Here is a 21,791-nt window from a genome sequence, read left to right as displayed (position 1 = left end):
TGAATGCTTTTCGATTAAAATTGTTTCTGATCCGGTATAACTTTTCCTGGTCTTTATCAATTCAGTAACGCCTTAATGATAATTAGTTAACTCTTATCTTAGCCAATCGGAGGTATTTGATAAGTGCTTCGGGATGATCAGTCTGCAGTCCCTGCACACCATACTTTATTACCTTGTTCCAATCTTTTACAGTTTCACTGGCTTTTTGAACATCAGGAAAAATACTAATGCCCATTTTTCTTAAAACTGGCAGCAGCGTTTCATTAGGAATATTATCGATTGCCTCTAGTGGAGTTTCTGCAAAAACGCCCAGCAAATTTTGTACTGTAGTAATACCTGGATCCAATTGCGACATCAATGGCATTTCAGGTGCAGTTCTCCGCCAGGAAAGGTAATCGCTATTTCCACTAACATAAACCAATACCTGATGCTCCATTCCCTCATTTTTAATGGCTTGATAAGCTTTTTCTGCTTCGGCTGCCTTAAAATCCAAATAGATATTTATTTTTCCTTTACATGCTTTTAGCGCCTCTTCAAAACTGGCAATATGGTGCAAACTGCTATCCCTGCCTATAAGAATGAGCTTTTTAACTGATTCAAAATCGAGGTTTTTAATCAGTCCTTTTCCATTACTTATGCCATCTACCCGGTCGTTATGCAAAAGTACCAGATGCCCGTCTTTCGTAGTACGCAGATCGAGTTCCACATAATCTGTACCCAAAGCAATAGCCTCCGTAATGGAAGCTATTGTATTTTCGGGTTTAATTAAATGACTACCGCGGTGAGCAATCACAATAAAAGTATTTTTTGATTTTGGCAATTTCCTCTTCACCTGTTGTGAGAATGCCGGTATACAGAGACAACTGAATAAGATGTTCAATAAAAATGGTTTTATCCGTATGTTCATGGTTAAGGCTTTTGTGCAGGGTTCATATCTGTAAATGCAGCAGCGCTGTTTCTGCCGGTTTTTTTTAAGGAGAAGGCATCAAAAAGTTCACCTGAGGTTTTATAGGCCTCAAATTTAAGGTTCACCCCATCAACATGGATGACCTGGAAAAGCTGCGTGTTCTCTAAGGATACATCCATCCATTTGGCACCATCTACCTGGTACATTTTAGGGCCTGCAACCGAAACCAGGTAAACCGGTCCGCTTACTTCCCTTCCCGATAATCCCCTTGGCAGGTTTTGGCCGCGGCTGTAGGTATGGTCGTGGCCCTGCAGTACCAGATCAATATGATATTTATCAAATAATGGTTTAAACCGTTCCCTGAATTCCTTATTGTCTCTGCTTTTTGCTGTTGAGAAAATAGGGTGGTGGAAGGTAACTACCGTCCAGAGTTTAGTATTTTCCATTAATACTTTTTCGAGCCACTCGTATTGGGCTTTTGCCGATGCTTCATCCAGGATAATCATTTGAGAATCCAGGGAAATGACCCTCATGTCCTGATAGTCTACATAATAAACTGATTCTTCCAATCCTTTCGGACCATTACCTGCAAAAGTATACTGTACACCCCAATGAGGGTCGAGTACCAGATTTCTTTTATCGTCGCGTACATATTCGTGATTTCCCGGCGAGGGGATGCTCGGTATCATACCATTAATAAAACCACCACCATAATGCCACTCGCCCCATTCCTGGTCGTTATTCGAACGGTTGATCAGGTCGCCCGTATGGATGATAAACCTGGCATCGGGCTGATGCGAAAATGCCTTACGGATGACCCGCGACCATTTGGAACGGATATCATTCTGTGCATCACCAAGGTAAATAAAAGAAAATGGGGTACTTTTAACCGATGCAGTGGTAAACTGGAACCACTCGCTCCAGTGTTCGCCAGAGCCAACACGGTAAGCATATACCGTTGCCGGTTTAAGCTTGGTAAAAGTAACATGGTGGTATCTTGCTATTTCGTAATTATTTCCGCTACCAAGCAAGGTGGAAATTGCATCGTAACTGGTAACCGATTGTTCAAGCGCCGGATTAGAATCTTCGGCCTTGATCTGTGCTTTTGAAGCTTTAATTGTGGTATCGGTACGCCAGTTTACGGTTTGGCTCGTGGCAGGATCTCCCGCCCAGGTTAAAATTATGCGGTCGGGAAAATGCCCAGGTTTGAAATCCTGGGCATATGTTTTAACACCAATGGTTAAAACTGAGAGTGCAAATAAAAAAGAAAAAGCTTTGATATATAATTTCATGTTATTTTGTTCAGTTGTAAAGGAATTAATTTATTTGAGGTACCACATTAGGGTATATTGGTTGTCGGCTCCAAAAATGGAAATGGCTTTTTGATACTTAGCACGGTTTTTTGCACTTTCCGAGTCAGGGTAAGTATAACGTTTGGGAATACCTCTTCCGGCTGCCAACGGACCGGTGACAAAAGCAGGGTAGCCGGTACGGCGCTGATCAAACCATCCTTCGGCACCTTTAAATAGCATAGCCAGCCATTTTTGGGTAATCAATTGTTCAAGTGTGCCATCGTATTTTACCAAAGGTTGATCATAATAGGTCTGTGTTGCGCTTACAGCATAGCTGCTCATCGATTCCCTGATGCCTTTATAATAAAGTGATTCTGCAGTTTCGCCACTTACGTTAAGTTTGCCTTTTTGTACGGCCTCAGCCAAAATGAAGCACTGCTCGGTATAAGTTACCAGACTGGCTTTTAGTAATGCATTGGAAGTACCGCCATTTTTTCTGAAAAAGGCAGAGGAAAAAACTGAAACATGATCTTCGCCACCGTTATAGGCAGATGGTGCATCGATGGCATTGGGTACGCCCACATAGCGGTTCAGGTCGACAGTTGATCCGGTGGTACTTTTTACAGGTTCTATCCAAACAGGCAGCCTTGGGTCATTTCTTTGTGTCAATCTGTCTACCAGTTCTTTGCTTGCTTTGGTTTTCTGGTAATCGAAATCGATCATGGCCAAAGGACCGCCGGGCCAGCTGTAGGCTGCAATATTGCCTAAATAAGCTACCTCTGCGTTATCTGCACTGCTTTCAAAAATCGGGAAGGTAGTTTTATCATTAAGGATCTCCTGCATTTGGGTAAAGGCTGGTGTATAATTTTTTGAGATCCGCAACAACATCCGCAAGCGCAGTGAATTGGCAAACTTGCGCCAGGCAAGCGCTTTCCCTTTAAACATTATATCAGCTTTGGCATTTATTTCCTGGGTGTTGCCTTTTAATATATCGTTGGCTTCTCTTAACTCTTTCAACAGATCGGGATAAATAGCCTGCTGCTGATCGTACTCAGGATAAATCACGTTGGCCTCTTTCGATTTAAGTGCCTGCGTGTAGGGAACATCGCCATATAAATCGGTTAGGTATCCAAAGTTAAAAGCCTTCATAATTTTACCGATAGCTACGTATTGGTTTTCTGAACGTTTTTGTGCGGTTTCGATAAAGGTTTTGTTTACGGCTAAGCGGGCGTAAATATCATCCCAATCAACCGGACCCCAGTCCAACAGGTCGTAACCCGTATTGCGTACCAAGGTAAGGTAACGCGCTGCAGAGGCTGGTCTTCGGTTCACAGCATTTTCCTGATAGGCATAAGCGGTAGAAACCAATACATCCGACATTAAAAACTCGGTATTGGTGGTTTCAGGAGCATTGGGATTGGTATTTATCTTTTCAAAATCTTTAGTACAGCTGGTAATCAAAGCCAGTAGCGAGAAGAGTAGCGTTGTATATTTGAATTTCATTTTTGTAGAGGTTAAAGGTTACAACTTAATTTAAAACCGAAAGAGCGGGTTCCGGGAAGTGTCCAATGGCCTACGCCCAGTTTAAATCCCTCGGTAACACTCATGGTCGTTTCCGGATCATAACCCAGCCCATTAGCGGTCCAGGTATAGAGATTTCTTCCGATAAGTGACAACGAAAGGTTACTGATGGGCAGTTTACGCGTTAGTTTTTTATCAAATACATAGGTTAAAGAAGCTTCCCTGATTTTAAGAAAGGAGGCCGAATAGGTTAATCTTTCGTAGTATTTGTTGTAGGTGTTGTTATAAAAATCAGAAGCGGCAATAATTACCGTATTTTGGGTAAGGTTACCGTTAGCATCGGCAATATAGCCCGGAATAATCATTCCGTCGTTACGTTTTCTACCCTGCGAATCCGTCCATGGCAAACCACCTGTTTCTGCATCCCTGCCCACCAAAGTGTTGTCAGTTAAACCTGCATTGATGAGTGATTTTACTACGTACGAGTAAAAATTACCACCCTTGCGCCAGTCCAGAAGCACATTTAAGGTGAAGTTTTTGTAACTGAAAGTATTGTTGAAACCCATGGTAAAATCGGGGTTATAGTTTCCTACCTTAAGGTACTCGGTATTGTTGCGGATGTAGTGCCCGGTTTTGTCGAGTAATGCGGCTCCGGCATTTGGCCCGCTGCTTACCTTGGTATAGCTTGGCGTATAAAAATCGCCGATTTTGGTGCCTTCTTTAATCAAGTAGCGGATATTGTCTCCATCGGCACTGCCCATTGAGTATTCTTTTAAGCCTTCTGAGAGCTCAATAACCTTATTCTCATTTTTGGTGAAGTTTACATTGGTTTCCCATTTAAAGGCACCATCAAAAGGCACGGCATTTAAACTGATTTCCCAGCCACTGTTCTGGATGTTTCCGGCATTGATCAACCGGTTTGAAGAACCTGATGCAATAGTGGTAGGAATGTTAATGATCTGGTTCCGCTTATTCGTTTTATACCAGGTTAAATCGATACCTACACGGCTTTTGAAAAAACGTAAATCTCCACCGAATTCGTAAGATGTAGCAATTTCGGGTTTAAGGAAGTTGTTTTTAAGGTTAAATTCAATGGTTGCCCTTTTCACATCTCCCCAGTCCTGGTTAAAAGGAATGGTATTGTACAACTGGTAAGGATCGGTATCACTACCCACCTGTGCCCAGTTTGCCCTAAGTTTAAGAAACGAAAGTACATCAGATTTGATTTTGAATACGTCAGTTACAATGGTGCTTAACGAAGCAGACGGATAAAAATATGAGTTATTGCCTTCAGGTAATGTGCTCGACCAATCGTTTCTGCCCGTTACATCAAGAAAAACCATATCTTTAAATGATACCTGCCCAAGGCCATAGATGCTGTTGATGCGTTTGCGCGAGTTATACTGCGAATTTACAATGGTACCGGCCTGTGCATTGGCAATGTTGTATACGCCCGGGATGCTCAGGCTCTCTGTTTTCTGCGCGGTAAACCGGTTGGTTTGGTTCATTTGATTACCTCCTGCAGAAATACTTAACAACCAATCCTGATTCAGCAGTTTTTTATAGCTCAGTAAAAAATCGCTATTCTGTTCCTTAAAGAAAGAATTATCTACCCCATATCCACCAAATTTAAAACGTTTCGAACTGAAGGGACGCTTGGTTTCGTGTTCTTCGTTGTACATATCCAACCCTGTACGCACCATTAAACTTAAGTTTTTGGTAATGTCGTAAACCGCTTGAATATTTCCTGTTAAACGGTTCCGGTCATAACCATTGGTATGTTGGTAAGCTACAAAATAGGGATTGTCTGAATCATCTGCAGAAAATTGTTCTATGTTTTCCCTTCCCGGTTTCCAATAGTTTTTAAGGTCGTTGATGTTCATATTCGGCGGAAGTGAATACAACATCTGTGTAACACTTTCCCGGTAAGCCGATGGCCTGTTGTCGCTTTTATTGTTTACATAACCAATGTTGGTGCTGATTTTTAATTTAGGGTGTAGCACATACATGGCCGAAAGGTTAAGCGTATTCCTTTTGAGGTCGGTATTGGGTACAATCCCTGTATTGCTGAGGTTAGTGTATGATAAACGGTAACTGCCATCAGCATTTTTGCCGCTGATGGAAATGTTGTTGGTATAAGTTGCACCGGTTTCGTAAAAATCCTGTGGATTATTCGGGTGTGATACCCAATCGGTGGCAATCGGTTTTCCGTTGGCATCCAAAGGACTGTTCCATTGCAGGTGTTTTGTGCCAACATCAAGTCTTGGTCCCCATGCCGAGGAGGTAGAGGAAGCCGGATCGTCGGTGTATTCGCCACCACCAAAGGTATGCTGAAAATGCGGGAACATCCAGGCCCGATCGTACATGGCGTTTGAGTTGAAATTGATGCCCAAACCTTTTTTATTTGCCGAACCGCTTTTGGTAGTAATTAATACCACACCACTGCCGGCCCTGCTGCCGTATAAGGCTGCTGCACTTGCACCTTTCAGGATAGTTATACTTGCTACATCGTCCGGACTGATATCCGCAATGGGGCTGCCATAGTCGATTGATGATCGGCCAACCTCTGATGTAGCGCGAAGCGAATGTGCCACAGGAACGCCGTCAACTACAAATAAGGGCTGGTTATCGGTAGCGATGGACGATTGTCCACGGATGGTGATAAAAGCGCTCGATCCGGGATCGGAACCGGCGCTTACTACATTTACCCCGGCTACTTTACCGGCAAGTGAGTTGATTACATTTACTTCTTTTACAGTATTCACATCACTGCCTTTTACGGTAGCAATAGAATAACCCAGGGCTTTTTCGGAACGTTTAATACCGAGCGCGGTAACGACTACGTCAGAAAGAGCGGTTTCATCAGGTGAGAGACTAACCTTTAACTGGGTTTGATTGTAAAGTCCTATTTCCTTAGTCCGGTAACCGATCATTTTGAAAACCAGCGTAGCTGACTTATCCTTAACGTTCAGGTTAAATTCACCATTAAGGTTGGTGCTGGTACTGTTGCTGCTTCCTTTTTCGATTACGTTTACTCCAGGCAGGGGTAAACCTTTTTCGTCTGTTACCTGACCGTTAATGCGGACGGATTTTTTTATGATCACCTGGTTTCTTTCTATCAGGTATGTAAGTTGCATCGGGGTTAAAATCCGGTTCAATAAGCTGCCAACGGTTTCGTTATCTGCTTTTAAACTGGTAATGTGTTGTTTTTCTACTGCATCTTTATTTGAATACACAAAATAAAGGCCTGTTTTTTTTTCGATGGTTTTAAAAAGGTCGGTTAAGCTCCCCTGTTTTAAATTGATACTAATTTTTGTATTTAATTGTTGTGCATTTACTGGTGATGCCTGCCCTGTTAAAAGCATTACCGAGAGCATAAAGTAAATAAGGGTTAAAAAACGCATTGCGCTAAAAATTAATTGACTAGTCACTGCTGACTTTTTCATAACTTTGTATGTTTTAATCTTGATGGGTTAAAATAAAATTGAAATTTCATAGCTGTGGCATGCGTCAACATGCTGCAGCTATCTTTTAATCGTTGTTTAATTACATTTGCCTCCTTTTATATAAATAGTCTGTTTGTTTATGGTGTATTGGATATCGAATGTGAGACTAATGGTTTTCATTACCTCATTAATTGCTACATTATCGAACTTTGCCGTAAGCTGGCAGCTTTTAAAAGACTGATCAGAAATAATCTTGATGGCATATTTTCTCGAGATGGTCTGAAAAACTTCTTCCATAGGCGTTTGGTCGAAATTCATTTTTCCCGTTCTCCAGTCGATAGCAATCTTTGCATCATCAACATTTTCGCGCATCAGGCGTGCTGTTTTAATATCATAAACTACTTTTTGGTTGGGTAATAGATGAACTGCTGCCGATTGTACACCGGCCGAATCTCTTGATACTGCTACCTTTCCGGTCAGCACAGTTACTTGCGGACTGTATCCTTTCCAGGCATTGATGTTAAAACTGGTACCCAATACCATGGTTTGTATGTTTTCACTTTTTACGATAAACGGATGTGCGGGATCTCTTTTTACCTTGAAGAAAGCCTCCCCATTGAGCTTAACTGTTCTGATGTCAGCGTGTTTCAAGTTTTGAGGAAAGCTGATGCTACTTCCGGAGTTTAACCAGATCTCTGAACTATCGGGTAGCATTATATCAACGATTTTACCGGGTTGAGCAGTTTTGGTTGTCCATATAATGGTATTCTGGTTATTTGCCCATGGTGTTTTATCATAGTTAACAAAAAATAGCAGTGCTCCAATTACTGCTGCTGCTATTGCAGCAGGCCACCACTTTGCTATTTTCAATTTTTTTACCGGAGTTTTATCCAGCTGTTGTTTGATAGTGGCAAAACTTTCTTTCCACGATCCGTCATCCGGAAGCTCTGCAGTATTTTCCCATAATGATATTGCCTCTTCCAACTGCTCCATCCGTGCCCGATCGTTACCTGCCCAATCGTAAAGCTTTTGTTTGAGCATGGCTATTTCGGCCTTGCTGCTGCGAGCGTTTTCCTTTACCGCCAAATATTCGAGTACCAATTTCCAGGTTTCCTGATCCATTCACATGCTTTTATACTTACAAGACAAGAATAGGAAGGATCGCTACGGGCCCAAAAAAGTTAACTTTGCGTTAAAAAATCGTTAACTGGTGTTTTATCTGAATTCGGATCTGTTTTGTAATACTTTTTGTTGGAGAAATTGAAAACCTTTTACCAGATGATCTTCAACTGTACGTACCGATATGTCCAATAAAGCAGCTATTTCCTTATAACTGAAGCCATCAATCCGGTACATATAGAAAATAAGCCTGCGGCGTTCGGGCATCTGGTCAATAAGACTGTAAAGTACCCGGTTGCGGTCTTTATTCTGGAAAGCCTGAGCAGGGGTTTCTTTCAGGTCGATAATTTCAGTTGCTTCTTCTTCACTATCAATAGGCCAGATATTTACTTTAGACATTTTTTGGTAATTGGTAGCTGCGTTTTTTATGGCCCGGAAAAGATAAGCCTTTTCGTTTGAGATAATTGTGCCGTTTTTCCAGATGGATATAAATACATCATTTAAAATGAGTTGGGCATTTTCAATATCCTTTACCAGATAAATAGCGTATTTTTTAAGTGTGGGGTACATACGGCGATAAAGGTCCGCGAATGCTTTTTCATCAAACTTCTTTCCTTTACTATCGTTAAATCCGGCTATATTGTTTTCGCCCATAAATTATCGCGTCAAAATTAAAATTCAGAAACGATACACATATTAACTCAATATTAAATGCACCTCTTTTGTAAAGAAGCTTTTCGGTTTCTTTGCCAGTGAACCTGGTGGCTAACATAGTTTAAGAACACCTCAATAAGTGCTGATTTTCCTATAAATAATTTTTTGATGCAGGTTATTGTGATTAGCATCACGACAAGGGCGAGATTGCTGCCCGTTTTGGATTAAAATTTGCAATTCTTGCTCATAACCTATCCTATTTGGTATCTCTCCATAGTGAGAAGCATGGACTCAGATTTAGCTTACTGATAAATTCTGATGATACAAGATAAAATATAAAGGTCTGAATATTCTTTGTGTATTCGAGTAAAATAAATTTCAACTCAACTTTTTACTTACTGAAACGTTCAAGAGCTGGTAAAGGGAATATTTAGACACTTTAATCTGCGCTACCAAGCTTTAAGATTAAATAATGACATTAAATTTATTAGGCAGCCTACTAATAGGTACTACTTTTGATAAAATAAAGTTTTAAGAATGCTATTGCTGATCTGGAATAATATCTAATCTAGGTGATACATCGTACAGTTTTGAACATCGAACACAAAGAAGATTAGTTATATTTCATCAGAATAGACTCAAAATTAAGTTATGCCGCAAGATTTACCATCAAAAAATATAGAGGCTACAAAACGCGTTTTGCCCATGATACTGGCTACTGCTATTTTTATGCAGATGCTGGATTCGACCATACTTAATACATCGCTGCCGGCTATTGCTAAGGATCTCCATCAATCTCCATTGAATATGCAAAACGCCATTATCGGTTATGTGTTAACACTCGCGGTGTTTATGCCGGTAAGTGGTTTTCTATCTGATAAATTCGGAACCAAGAAGGTTTTTATACTGTCATTGTTGCTTTTCAGTGCGGGATCACTTTTTTGCTCGCTCTCCGGAAATCTAACTCAACTGGTCATTGCAAGGGTAATACAAGGGGTGGGGGGAAGTTTGATGACACCGGTTGGTAAATTAGCGCTGGTAAAGAGTTTTTCAAAGAAAGATTTGTTGAAAGCGATGAATTTTGCCATTATACCTGCGCTCATTGGCCCGGTTTTAGGCCCGCTTGTTGGAGGGTATATGGTAGACTATCTATCATGGCATTGGATATTTTTAATTAATATACCAATGGGCATTTTGGGTATTGTGCTCAGCTTACGTTACATGCCTGATTATCGATCTGATGTAATTGATTTTGACTTACGCGGTTTTCTGATATTTGCTGCTGCCTCATTGTTGCTCTCCATTTCGCTGGAGCTTCTGGGAGATGAGGTATACACTTCACCCGCTCTGACTATTTTATCACTTGGTGTATTGATGCTTTATTTTTATTACCGACATGCCGCAACAGACAATAATCCTATTTTTCCACTGAATTTATTTCAGGTAAGAACATTTAGGGTGGGTATACTTGGCAACCTTGCCACCCGGTTAGGTATCAGTGCAATACCACTATTGTTGCCCATGATGATTCAGATTGCTTATGGTCAATCTGCAGTAGTTTCAGGCTGGATTATCGCGCCCATGGCATTAACTGCTATTCTTGCAAAATCGCAGGTCATAAAAATTTTGAACAGGTTTGGTTACAGAACCACCTTAATGGCGAATACTTTTATCATCGGATGCCTGATCTGTTCGATGGCGATACCTGCCATCAGTTCGTCCATTTACTATTATATACCAATTATTGTGTTGATGGGCTTTTTTAACTCCATTCAATTTACGGCCATGAACACCATTTCAATTGCCGATCTGCGCGAGTATCATACCAGCAGTGGTAATTCATTAATTTCCGTCAATCAGCAACTGGCGATTGGTTTTGGTGTAGCCTTTGGACTTATTATTTTAAAAATATTCAGGGGAGACGTGAAACTCATCCATGATGATATCCATAATGCATTCAGATACACCTTTCTTGTAGTGGGCGTTTTGACTATACTATCAGGTTTTGTATTTAGGCGGTTACATTTTAAGGATGGTGAAAATTTAAAATAATTGTAATTGGAGAATTTGTACTAGGGTCCTTTTTAAAGATTAGTTTTGATTGGCAGATGCTTATTTCAGTTCAAAAATAATTCGGATAAATTTTATTTGGAATTGTATTGGCCATCGTTCCATTCTTTTCCAGGAATAATCAAGCCTATCGTTAATCAATCCGCTGTTTGATGATTTAGCAATTAATGGATAGGTGACGATGGGTCTCATGCTTCAACACCATTGAGACTTGTAATAAATGTGGTATTTAATGGAAAATCGTAACGACGCTTTGGCTGAACTCCATAAAACGGTTTTAAGATATGTTTTAAGAAATCATTAATCACGGATGAGTAATGATTTTTTACAGGTGAAGACTTATTAACGCTTTTTATTGTTTAGTGAGTTGACTGTCAGTTTAATGGCTTTCAGATTGTTGAATTGTTAATATTTTTCCAAGGCAGGAGGCAAACAAAACCTTGTTAGATAGGTTTGCTTTGGTAAAATCATAACGCTATGAATAAAATGACACAAACATCTGATATCGAAAAATTCATTGAAAAATTTGAACCTTCTAAGTTCAAGCGCTTATCGAGGGGAATAGAGATCCGCGGGATAAAGGATTTAAATAAAAGCATCATTTTTGCAAATGAAGTAATCGAAAAGTTAAAATTAAAGCTTTCCGTGGCGCACAGTGCGGAAATGGCTATGTACGGAAGTTTTGAAGTGGTGTATAAGAATGCTGGTTAAAAAATAAATCTATTCTGACCATTACTGGTACCACCAGTAGCATAAAAACGTCTGTCGGTTTTCGACAGACGTTTTTGTTTAGAGAAGTTTATTTATCGATTTACAAGAAATATGGTGTCATATACAGACTCTTTATTTTTCAACGACTTCCAAATCTTTGCGAACGTTAATTTTTTTTGATCTGATTGTAAAAGTAAAGGCACTACCTATGCCCGGGGTAGACTGAACACTGATCTGTCCACCAAGTTTCTCAACCAAAAGTTTCACCGTTGCAAGGCCGATTCCTGTCCCGCTCTGGGCGAAACGGTCAGATGTATTTAGGGTAACATTTCTCTGGAAAATGCGTTCCAGCTCTTCTTTTCTGATGCCCATTCCGTTATCACTAACGGTAATGTTGGCCTGGTCGTCAATAATTACACAGTCAATATGGATCAGGCATTTCTGTTTGTCATTGTACCGTACAGAGTTGGTTAACAGGTTAATCATGATTTGCTGGAGTGCAATAGCTGAAGTGCTGATCTCGATCTTCGCCTCCGGATAGCAGATGTTTACATTTTCCGGAATGCTAAGCATAGATACGGTTTTGCGCAGAAAACTACCCAGGTTGATGAGTTCGTGTTGGGCTGTCAGCATTTCTGGCCTGATCGAATAGTCGAACATATCGTTAATCAGTTTCCTAAGGGCTTTTATACCATTAAGGCTGGTCAACGCCAATTTATGCCCTTTTTTATCACCGCTATTGTCCAGGTGTCTGGTTAATAATTCGGCACTCATAGAAATGGTCGTTAATGGATTTTTAATATCGTGGGCAGCCGTTGTGGCAAACTGTTGCATAAACTGATTGGTCTCAGCAAGATGTCTGTTCGTTTCACAGAGCAACGATAGTTTTTTTCTCAGTTCCATTTGGGCAATCACTTGTTTGCCCAATACCTTGAGCGACCATAGCTGCTGCTCGTTTAGCGTTCTGGGAACGGTATCTATCACACATAGCGAACCTAGTGGCATCCCTTCCGGGGTAAGCAATGAAATTCCGGCATAGAATGCGATGTTAGGATCGCCGGTAACCAAGGGGTTTTCCGCAAATCGTTGGTCTTCCTTTGCATTACTCACCACCATTACACCGGTTGGATCAATAATGGTATGCGCACAGAAAGCATGCGCCCTTGGGGTCTGCTGCACATCAATGCCCAGCTTGCTCTTAAACCACTGTCGCGAGCTGTCTACCAGGGTAATCAGTGCAATCGGCGTTCCACAAATCTGCGAAGCCATTTTGGTCAGCTCATCGAAATCCTCTTCCGGCAGGCTATCCATAATCTGATAAGATTCTAGGGCCTCTAGCCGCTGCTTTTCGTTTTCGGGAAGTTTTGCTATATTGTTCAAATCGTTATAAATGTAGCGTTAATTTATGGGTATTAGTTTCTTGTTGCCTTGAGCTTTCCACTCTTTTGATACTGTTGCGTTTTGATATTCTCCCACATAATCAGCTTGTCCTCAATTCTGGAAAATACACGGATATCTCCATCCTGAGAAATCACAATGCCCAAACTGCCGGGGTGTGTCCAGCAGTAGGCAATCATGGAGCGGTGCCTTGTACCAAAATGTTTAGGATCCGTAGGGATCAATGATTTAGGGGTTGCCGTGGCGGTGGATGAAACATAGATTTTTCCCGGTATCTTTTTCGAGCGGATTACGCCACCAAATCCCCGTGCCACCATATCCTGGCCAAATAACACCACGCCATCCACGCAGCTTTGAGAGGCGATGAAACTTACCGAACCCTTAATTTCGTTGGCTACTTCTGTTTTGGCATGCAGGGCAATAGTTTCCTGCTCATAAAGCAATTTTGTTACCGTTTGTTTGCCAGAGGCCAGCCGCTGGTCAATCCTGTTTTCTGTAACATAGCTATTGATGGTCTGCTTCAGATAGTCACTGATAGCCAGTAGCAATCTTTTATAGTTTACCGCATATTTAATATCAACATCGCTACTATCCTCTGAGATCAGCACCGCCCCGCCATGATGGTAGTTTTGGATTTTTAGCAGTAACCTGGACAATGTTTGGGTCCATATACTATCTACAAATTCTTCCCAATCTGCAAAATCTTCTTCGGGATGCGACACAGACAGGAACTCTTTGATTTCTGCCCTGATTGCACCGGCATTTTTTCTGATGATTTTGGATACCGGTCCGATGGTAAATACATCCAGGTAGCGGGTAACCAGTACGTTTTGTTTTAAAGTAGCCAGCAGTTCGTAGTCGAACATCACCTTAAGTGTGGCAATATCGTCTATAAATACCTGAAACAACCCTGGCTGTTCAGATCCTGATTCAGATTCGTAATTCAGAAAACTCTGGTAGTGCATGGCCTGGTCAATCATTCCCCAGATAAAGAGTTTTCCATCCTGATCATAATAAACGGCAAGTGAGGTGCCGGATGGATCGGCTGCCTTTGAGAGCTTGGCCAAAGACCTGATATCAAGAGGTAGATGTTGGGCAAATTCTACACAGCTCCATCTTTCAGAAACAATTTTCCTCGGCGGAGTGGGATCTGGATTGGCAGGATCGATGAGTGTTACGGCTACCTTGGTCAGCTCTCCCTCTTCTGTTCTCATAGACGTGTAGAAAAGACACTCGAAAAGTTCTTCGAGAACGATTAAAGGGGGAGTAGCCATCGCCAGTCTGCTATGATTCAACTTGGCATGAATATGCGCCGCAAGGTCCGTTGTTTTTGATTTTTCCTCAATCATTGCCTGATAGCGCTCGTTATGTGTTTGAATTTAGGGTATACAACAGCAAATGAATGTAATGTGTTTTTTTTAATGACGCTTTTTTTTATTTTACTGATATTCAGATATATTTTTTCAATTTCGGGCCTGCGATGCAGGAAAATTCAAGATCAGATTTTTGCATCGATTATTCCTTTCAACGTAAAAAAAAGTATTGTGAAGCACCCCTTCAGAAGCTTAATATAGAGTTAACATATTCGCTATATTTTTGTATCAGTATTTTTGTCCAATCTAATTCTTCATGGTAAAGCATCAATTTCAAAACAGCCCCTTGCCCAATAGGGGTGTTTTTTCGATCCAATTTACAAGGTCGTACCATAGGAGAAATGATAGGTGAACGTCATCCATAGTTTGATCTGCTTAAAACAGGCGCCGCCATTTCGTTCATGAATACCTGGTTTGCCACGCAAATATAACGATGGGCATTACTGAACGCGACCTTCCGCAACCTGTTCCGCAAAGCCAGATTGATACACATCCGGCAATTAAAACAAAATCCATATCACTATTTTAATCTTAAATAAAACGAAATGAAAACAATTGTACTGCAACTATCCATCTTATTTATTGCTTTAAGTGGATTTGCTCAACCAGGACCAGAAGCTAGCTTGAAAGAAGTATTTAACCCGGATAATAAAAGGGTATTGGTTACAGCTCATCGTGGAGACTGGCGCAATACGCCGGAAAATTCTATTCAAGCCCTTAAAAACTGTATAGCTATGGGCGTAGATATTATGGAACTGGATCTGAAAAAAACAAAGGATGGATATCTGGTTATAATGCACGATCAGAACGTGGATAGAACTACCACCGGAAAAGGCAAAGTTTCTGATTACACCCTGGCAGAGATCAAAACATTTTTCCTGCGCTCAGGTACAGGACACCCGACTAAGCACCGTGTGCCCACCTTTATGGAGATATTGGCCATCGCGAAAAATAAGATCATTATTGATGTGGATAAAGGTTACGATTATTATCCGCAGGTAATTAAAGAACTGCGCGAACTGGGAATGATCGGTCAGGCTATTGTGAATGTAAAGGCAAACACACCACTACCTTTAATAGAGCAAGAGGTAGGTAAAATTGAAAAAGACATTACCATTATGCCCATAGTGGATATGAAAAGAGCCGATGCATCAGCTATTATTGCAAGTTATAAGATTCATCCTAAAACCATTATCCAGGCAAACTTCAGTACCGATACCTTGTCGGTTTTAAAAAATATCGCTGGCTTGAGGAAAAACTACGGCTTATGGATCAACAGTTTATGGCCAGAGCAAAATGGTGGTCATGATGATGATATGGCTGTTGAAGAAAATAAAAAGGAAGAAAGCTGGGGCTGGCTGATCAGCCACAAAGCCAACCTGATCCAGACCGACCGGCCAAAGGAACTTATCGAATATCTAAGGATAAAAAAACTTCACCGTTAGTTTCGGTGGGCGCTTTATTAATTGTTGCTGATGTTTTGGAGCAAAAGTCAGAAATTTTTGCCTCTTGCCCAACGCAGATTAGACTTTTTTATGCAATTTGGATATGAAGAAAAATTAATTTCGTTTTAATCCGATACTCATTGAGCACAACTATATTTACAGTATAAATGTGGTAATTTTTTAGACTGAATCAGCCACCAGATGATTACTTCATATGTTAAACCGGCGCTTTCTATTTTTAACAAGGATATTCCTGGCTTATTTGATTATTGTGATTTGTTTTTGCACATCACTTTATGGTCAAACCTGTCCCGAGAATATCGGTTTTGAAAAGGGCAGTTTTTTAAACTGGAAAACATTTACAGGTTCAGTTTCACTCTCCGGAGGGAAAAATACGATAGTATTAAGCCCCTCATCTGTTATAGCGGGGCGACATTCAATGATGACATCGGCTACCGACCATGATATGTACGGAGGATTTCCGGTATTATCACCCAACGGAAGCGGGCATGCCGTTAAACTGGGCAGTAATACCAATGGTAAACAAGCCGAAGGCATTTCCTATTTAATCAATGTGCCTGATCAGGTAGATCATTTTACCATTACTTATCAATATGCAGTTGTTTTTCAGGCACCCAACCATACCGACGAACAGCAGCCCCGGTTTGATGTTAAACTGCTTGATGTGAGTACCGGAGCGTATATCGAATGCGCTTCATTTAAATACATTGCAACATCCGGAATCCCAGGTTTTAAAGCCTCTACCATCGATCCAACCGTCATTTATAAAGATTGGACACCGGTTACCATAGATCTGAGCAGTTACAAAGGTAAAACGTTATCGCTGGAGTTCACCACCGCAGATTGTACAGAGGGTGGACACTTTGGTTACGCCTATGTGGATGTGGATGAGCAATGTGAAAGTGTTATTGTTGGAAATGTAAGTTGCGAAGGCGCGCAGTCAACCCGGTTGAAAGGACCAAGCGGATATCAATACTACAAGTGGTATAACGAAGATAAAAGTAAATTGTATGGCGAGGGAGAAACATTGGAAATGAGCCCCGCACTGCCCTCGGGGACAAAAGTATTACTGGATCTAAGCCCTTTTGCGGGTTTTGGCTGCCCCAATACCGTAACCACTACCATTTCTACCTATAATTTCCAGCTTGATTTAATACCCACGATCAATTCCTGCGAAAATGAAGTGGTTGATTTAACGAGCAGCCAGTTTATCCTGAACAAATCTGACCAGGTGAGTTATGCTTACTATGCCGATGATGCCCTGCAACAGGAGATTGCTGACCCTCAAAAAATTAATGTTTCCGGAGTATATTATGTGAAAGCAAAATCCCCGGATGGGTGTATTTCTACCAAGAGTGTAACCATCACTTTTCATCTTTTAGGTGCATTAGAGGTGTTGCCGAATTTTTCTGCCTGTGGTAAAACCCTTGATCTCACCTCAGGCCAGATTCAGAAAAAAGTACCCCAAAATGCCAAAGTATCTTATTTTAGCGATGTATCATTGCAAACGCCGGTTACAGATCCCAGACAGATTTCAACATCCGGCGACTATTTTATACGATACCAGTTTCCGTATTGCATAATTATTAAGAAAGTTGCTTTGGAAATCAATCCATTACCCAACTTGAAAATTACTAATCCCGCTGCGGTATGTTTGCCAGAAGGCATCGATTTAACGAAAGCTATCATCAGGGATGGGAGCGATCCTGATCTGACCTTCAGTTATTATATGGATGTAAATTGCACAGAAGCGGTAGCAGATCCTACTAAAATCAAAAATAGCGGGGTTTATTATATCAGGGCCGTAAATGATAGGGGCTGCAGTGTTGTTTCAGCAGTAAAAACGATCGTTAACCCACCATTAATTTTAACGGTTGCCAATCCTGAACCCGTTTGTGAACCAGCAACAATTGATATAACAAATCCGGATCTATACCAGGGGAGTGATGATGATGGGTTAAGCTACCAGTTTATGGATGCTACCGGTGCTGTTGTAAATGATGCCCGGCATGTTGCTAAAGGTGGTACTTATTACATATCTGTTAAAAATAATGAGGGTTGTACCCTTACAAAACCAATGGATGTAGTCATCTATCAAATGCCTAAACTATTGATCACCCAGCCCGGAAAAGTATTTATCTCGGATAAGGTAGATCTCACCAACCCGGTCATTTTAAAAGGAAGCAGTGGCTACACCAGCATTTCCTATTGGAAGAATGCAGCTTTAACGGAGACTCTTGAACACCCCGAATCGATATCACGGTCAGGCAGATATTATATCTCGTTGCATAATGCTTCAGGATGTTTGAGCTTTGGGGCCGTAGATGTTGTGATGGTGCAACGGCCAAAGGTTAATGTACCCACTGTGTTTACCCCGCTTAAAGAAAAAAACAATACGCTTTTCCCTTTTTATGAGGGAATAAAAAGGCTAAATAGCTTTAAGGTATTTAACAAGTGGGGAAATATGGTGTTCGAAACCAATTTGATGGACATGGATAAAGGATGGGACGGGACCTGTAAAAACCAGTTGCAACCATTTGAAACCTATACCTGGTTTGTTGATGCCGTTAACGAATTGGATGAACGTTTTACCAAAACCGGAAAAACCATATTACTGCCATGAGGAGAAGCTGTCTGTTGGTCTTACTGGTGGTATTAGGAAAAACGGTGTTTGCACAAGACCCTAAATTTTCACAATATTTTGCGTCGCCATTAACCTTAAACCCAGCAATGACCGGCTATTTTGATGGAGATTATAGGTTGGCCGTTAATAGCCGCCAGCAATGGGGTAATATTGGAAATCCGTACAATACCTATAGTGCCTCAGGGGAAATGAAATTGCAGGATGAATATTATTATAACGATATTTTCACAATTGCCGTAGGAGGATTGCTGGAGGAATCGTTCAATAAATTCATTAAGTCCTATACTTATTCTGCCGGTATTTCCTATTACCGGTATTTTGATGCTGATCATCAATTCAGGTTCGGGCTTTCGCCCCAGCTTTCTTATGTTTCGAGGCGACTTAATTACAATGCTCTTACGGTTGCATCACAGTATCAGGATGGTGCTTTTAATACAGCACTGCCAAATGGTCTTGATCTGCAGTCAGGTCATTTTTCCTATCTTGATTTAAATTTAGGGACCAATTTCGGCTTCACATCAGATCGGATCGCTGCCAATATCGGCTATGCAATATATCATTTAACACGTCCGCAGGATTCCTTTTTTAAGAACAATCAGGTGACTTTGCCTTATCGGCATACGCTCAATGCCGGGTTCAGGTACGAATCGAATGATCTCCTTGACTTTAACCTGAGTGCGCATTACCTGATCCAGGCGCGAAGCACGGATTTTGTAGCTGGTGCGGTACTGGGCTTTAAACCACATATCGAATCAAAACTCAGGTTAAGTTTTGGTTTATGGAACCAGACTAACGAAAAAGCATTTATTCCGTTTATAGGTTTTGATGTAGACAATATTGCCATCGGAATGAACTATTCTTTGTTCACCAATAATATAGCCACTTATAAACCACGTACCTTTGAAGTTTCACTGATCATCAGGGATAAAAACTTCACCAAATTTAAAAATACCTGTAAGTTTTAACGTTAAATTGCTCATTCATCAACGGGTTATCAATATTTGCAATAGCTGCTCCTTTTGCTGTGTTTTATTTCTGGCTGAAATTTAACTGCTTTCCTTTATCTTTGCCGCTGATTTAATATTCCCGATTCGTGATCAATGTAAATAATATCTCCGTTTCATTTGGCGGAACTACGCTTTTTAGCGATGTAACTTTCTCGATAAACGAGAACGATAAAATCGCCCTTATGGGTAAAAATGGTGCAGGTAAATCGACCATACTAAAAATAATTGCCGATGTGGCTAAACCTACTTCTGGAAGCGTAACGGGTCCAAAAGAAGCTGTAATTGCGTATCTGCCACAACACTTGCTCACGCAGGATCATGTTACTGTTTTTGAGGAAACCATGAAAGCCTTTGCAGAGGTAAACCAGATGCAGAAAGAGCTTGATGACCTGAATGAACAGCTTACCATCCGTACCGATTATGAAAGCGATGATTACATGAAGCTTATTGAACGTGTATCGGAATTGAGCGAAAAATTTTATTCCATTGAAGAAACCAATTACGATGCGGAAGTTGAGAAAGTTTTAAAAGGTTTGGGTTTCGAGCGTAAAGATTTTAGCCGTCAAACTGCTGAGTTTTCAGGTGGATGGCGTATGCGTATTGAATTAGCGAAGATTTTATTAAAGAAGCCTGATCTGATTCTATTGGATGAGCCTACCAACCATATGGATATTGAAAGTATCCAGTGGCTCGAAGATTTCCTGATCAATTCGGCCAAGGCTGTAATGGTCATCTCACACGACCGTACCTTTGTGGATAACATCACCAACCGCACCATTGAGGTAACGATGGGTCGGATTTATGACTATAAAGCAAAATATAGCCATTATCTTCAGCTGCGTGCTGACCGTCGGATCCATCAGTTAAAGGCCTACGAAGAGCAACAACGTTTTATTGCCGATAACCAGGAATTTATCGATCGTTTCAGGGGAACTTATTCTAAGACTCTACAGGTGCAATCGCGCGTAAAAATGTTAGAAAAGCTGGAAATAATCGAAATTGATGAAGTAGATACTTCCGCATTGCGACTGAAATTTCCACCCTCACCACGTTCAGGTCAGTATCCGGTAATGGTAGAGGAATTAACTAAAACTTATGGCGATCATGTGGTTTTCGAAAAGGCATCAATGGTCATCGAACGCGGAGAAAAAGTGGCATTTGTGGGTAAAAATGGCGAAGGTAAATCGACTATGATTAAAGCCATTATGGGGGAGATTGATTTTGAAGGGGGTTTAAAAGTGGGACACAATGCCAAAATTGGCTATTTTGCACAAAACCAGGCTGCGCTACTTGATGAGAACCTAACGGTTTTTGAAACCATTGATCAGATTCCATTAAGTGACGGCTCGATAAAAATTAAAGACCTTTTGGGCGCTTTTATGTTCAGTGGCGATGATACCACTAAAAAGGTTAAAGTGCTTTCTGGTGGCGAAAAAACGCGTTTAGCGATGATTAAACTGTTGTTGGAGCCTGTAAATGTATTGATCCTGGATGAACCTACCAACCATTTGGATATGAAAACCAAAGATATTATCAAAGATGCATTGAAAGATTTCGATGGAACGTTGATTTTGGTATCGCACGATCGTGATTTCTTAGACGGATTGGTACAAAAGGTATTTGAATTTGGCCATAAACGGGTTCGGGAACATTTTGAGGATATCAAAGGATTCCTAGCTTATAAAAAGATGAATAGTCTGAAGGAAATTGAGCAAAGTTAAACAGCATTTTTTAAACTCAAATTTGAAGATGCAGTATCATAAATTGTGCCCTACGCTTAATTTGTCACGTTAAGCCTGTAAAAACGCCCTGTTAAATATTTAAAGCAGGTCCTTCGACAAGCTACCATTGACAGACTCCAATACAAAAATCGTCATTGCGAGGAAAGAAGCAATCTTAATGCGCGCGCTGGTAGCGATCGTTTTAAGATTGCTTCCCCGAAAAGCCGGGGCTGGCTGTCAGCTGAAAAAGCCTTCTCGCGATGACGATGCCTCTCGGCCTTTCAAATTGCTAAATCAGCTGTCATTGCTATTGATTTTTATCCAATAAATTATGCCTACCATTGACGTTAATTTTTAATTATTTGATAATTAGTCACTTATGAAATATGCATTTCCATCCAACAAGGCCTTCGCACTGGGTCTCCGTTCTACTTAAGTCCGGCCTAACAAATTTTTCGGACT

Annotated in this window: 14 protein-coding genes; 6 read left to right on the top strand and 8 right to left on the bottom strand. The window is 40.9% G+C overall.

What is annotated here, in order from left to right; translation table 11 throughout:
- Positions 1-82: 82 nt before the first annotated feature.
- The 6 genes from QZ738_RS19520 to QZ738_RS19495 all read right to left on the bottom strand — a co-directional run bounded on the left by QZ738_RS19520 (position 83) and on the right by QZ738_RS19495 (position 8,939).
- A complete protein-coding gene (locus tag QZ738_RS19520) occupies positions 83-907 on the bottom strand; it encodes a glycerophosphodiester phosphodiesterase family protein (RefSeq protein WP_293789731.1) in 825 nt (274 codons plus the stop codon).
- Positions 908-909: 2 nt separating this feature from the next.
- On the bottom strand, positions 910-2,199 hold the full coding sequence (locus QZ738_RS19515; RefSeq protein WP_293789728.1) for a metallophosphoesterase family protein: 1,290 nt from the start codon (positions 2,197-2,199) through the stop codon (positions 910-912).
- Positions 2,200-2,229: 30 nt separating this feature from the next.
- Positions 2,230-3,702, bottom strand: coding sequence for a SusD/RagB family nutrient-binding outer membrane lipoprotein (locus QZ738_RS19510; protein ID WP_293789726.1), 1,473 nt, complete (start codon positions 3,700-3,702; stop codon positions 2,230-2,232).
- An 11-nt stretch (positions 3,703-3,713) separates the two neighbouring features.
- Complete coding sequence (locus QZ738_RS19505) at positions 3,714-7,166, bottom strand: SusC/RagA family TonB-linked outer membrane protein (protein ID WP_293789724.1); 3,453 nt, start codon at positions 7,164-7,166, stop codon at positions 3,714-3,716.
- Between the two features lie 96 nt (positions 7,167-7,262).
- Positions 7,263-8,288: a FecR family protein gene (locus tag QZ738_RS19500; protein ID WP_293789721.1), complete on the bottom strand. Its 1,026-nt coding sequence runs from the start codon at positions 8,286-8,288 to the stop codon at positions 7,263-7,265.
- Between the two features lie 93 nt (positions 8,289-8,381).
- On the bottom strand, positions 8,382-8,939 hold the full coding sequence (locus tag QZ738_RS19495) for an RNA polymerase sigma-70 factor (protein WP_293789718.1): 558 nt from the start codon (positions 8,937-8,939) through the stop codon (positions 8,382-8,384).
- A 651-nt stretch (positions 8,940-9,590) separates the two neighbouring features.
- Between QZ738_RS19495 and QZ738_RS19490 the strand changes: the two genes are divergently transcribed.
- Positions 9,591-10,991: an MFS transporter gene (locus tag QZ738_RS19490; protein ID WP_293789715.1), complete on the top strand. Its 1,401-nt coding sequence runs from the start codon at positions 9,591-9,593 to the stop codon at positions 10,989-10,991.
- Positions 10,992-11,486: 495 nt separating this feature from the next.
- Positions 11,487-11,720 carry a hypothetical protein gene (locus QZ738_RS19485; RefSeq protein ID WP_293789713.1) on the top strand — a complete coding sequence of 78 codons (234 nt, stop codon included), beginning with the start codon at positions 11,487-11,489 and terminating at the stop codon, positions 11,718-11,720.
- Between the two features lie 132 nt (positions 11,721-11,852).
- Here QZ738_RS19485 and QZ738_RS19480 read toward each other — a convergent pair whose 3' ends face one another.
- The gene (locus QZ738_RS19480; RefSeq protein ID WP_293789710.1) at positions 11,853-13,100 is read right to left on the bottom strand and encodes a GAF domain-containing sensor histidine kinase; all 1,248 of its coding nucleotides are present in this window, start codon (positions 13,098-13,100) and stop codon (positions 11,853-11,855) included.
- 32 nt (positions 13,101-13,132) lie between these two features.
- The gene (locus QZ738_RS19475) at positions 13,133-14,467 is read right to left on the bottom strand and encodes a putative sensor domain DACNV-containing protein (RefSeq protein ID WP_367268614.1); all 1,335 of its coding nucleotides are present in this window, start codon (positions 14,465-14,467) and stop codon (positions 13,133-13,135) included.
- A gap of 569 nt (positions 14,468-15,036) precedes the next feature.
- Here QZ738_RS19475 and QZ738_RS19470 point away from each other — a divergent pair.
- The 4 genes from QZ738_RS19470 to QZ738_RS19455 all read left to right on the top strand — a co-directional run bounded on the left by QZ738_RS19470 (position 15,037) and on the right by QZ738_RS19455 (position 21,329).
- Positions 15,037-15,936, top strand: a complete 900-nt coding sequence (locus tag QZ738_RS19470; RefSeq protein ID WP_293789706.1) for a glycerophosphodiester phosphodiesterase family protein — start codon at positions 15,037-15,039, stop codon at positions 15,934-15,936.
- Positions 15,937-16,207: 271 nt separating this feature from the next.
- Positions 16,208-18,580, top strand: coding sequence for a gliding motility-associated C-terminal domain-containing protein (locus QZ738_RS19465; RefSeq protein WP_293789703.1), 2,373 nt, complete (start codon positions 16,208-16,210; stop codon positions 18,578-18,580).
- Entirely contained in the window at positions 18,577-19,566 is a 990-nt protein-coding gene (locus QZ738_RS19460; RefSeq protein WP_293789701.1) for a PorP/SprF family type IX secretion system membrane protein, read from the top strand. The genes QZ738_RS19465 and QZ738_RS19460 overlap by 4 nt, the downstream gene beginning before the upstream one ends.
- Before the next feature lie 128 nt (positions 19,567-19,694).
- Positions 19,695-21,329 carry an ABC-F family ATP-binding cassette domain-containing protein gene (locus tag QZ738_RS19455; RefSeq protein ID WP_293789699.1) on the top strand — a complete coding sequence of 545 codons (1,635 nt, stop codon included), beginning with the start codon at positions 19,695-19,697 and terminating at the stop codon, positions 21,327-21,329.
- Positions 21,330-21,791 lie beyond the last annotated feature (462 nt).

This window comes from uncultured Pedobacter sp., assembly GCF_913776295.1.
Classification (GTDB): Bacteria; Bacteroidota; Bacteroidia; order Sphingobacteriales; family Sphingobacteriaceae; genus Pedobacter.
The sequence above is the reverse complement of the archived record's forward strand: the minus strand, read 5'-3'. Positions and strand labels throughout refer to the sequence as shown.

Coding starts and splice junctions, on each gene's coding strand:
- QZ738_RS19505 (WP_293789724.1), bottom strand. CDS start 7,166: ATGAAAAAGTCAGCAGTGACTAGTCAATTAATTTTTAGCGCAATGCGT.
- QZ738_RS19490 (WP_293789715.1), top strand. CDS start 9,591: ATGCCGCAAGATTTACCATCAAAAAATATAGAGGCTACAAAACGCGTT.
- QZ738_RS19495 (WP_293789718.1), bottom strand. CDS start 8,939: ATGGGCGAAAACAATATAGCCGGATTTAACGATAGTAAAGGAAAGAAG.
- QZ738_RS19515 (WP_293789728.1), bottom strand. CDS start 2,199: ATGAAATTATATATCAAAGCTTTTTCTTTTTTATTTGCACTCTCAGTT.
- QZ738_RS19510 (WP_293789726.1), bottom strand. CDS start 3,702: ATGAAATTCAAATATACAACGCTACTCTTCTCGCTACTGGCTTTGATT.
- QZ738_RS19475 (WP_367268614.1), bottom strand. CDS start 14,467: ATGATTGAGGAAAAATCAAAAACAACGGACCTTGCGGCGCATATTCAT.
- QZ738_RS19520 (WP_293789731.1), bottom strand. CDS start 907: ATGAACATACGGATAAAACCATTTTTATTGAACATCTTATTCAGTTGT.
- QZ738_RS19470 (WP_293789706.1), top strand. CDS start 15,037: ATGAAAACAATTGTACTGCAACTATCCATCTTATTTATTGCTTTAAGT.
- QZ738_RS19460 (WP_293789701.1), top strand. CDS start 18,577: ATGAGGAGAAGCTGTCTGTTGGTCTTACTGGTGGTATTAGGAAAAACG.
- QZ738_RS19500 (WP_293789721.1), bottom strand. CDS start 8,288: ATGGATCAGGAAACCTGGAAATTGGTACTCGAATATTTGGCGGTAAAG.
- QZ738_RS19485 (WP_293789713.1), top strand. CDS start 11,487: ATGAATAAAATGACACAAACATCTGATATCGAAAAATTCATTGAAAAA.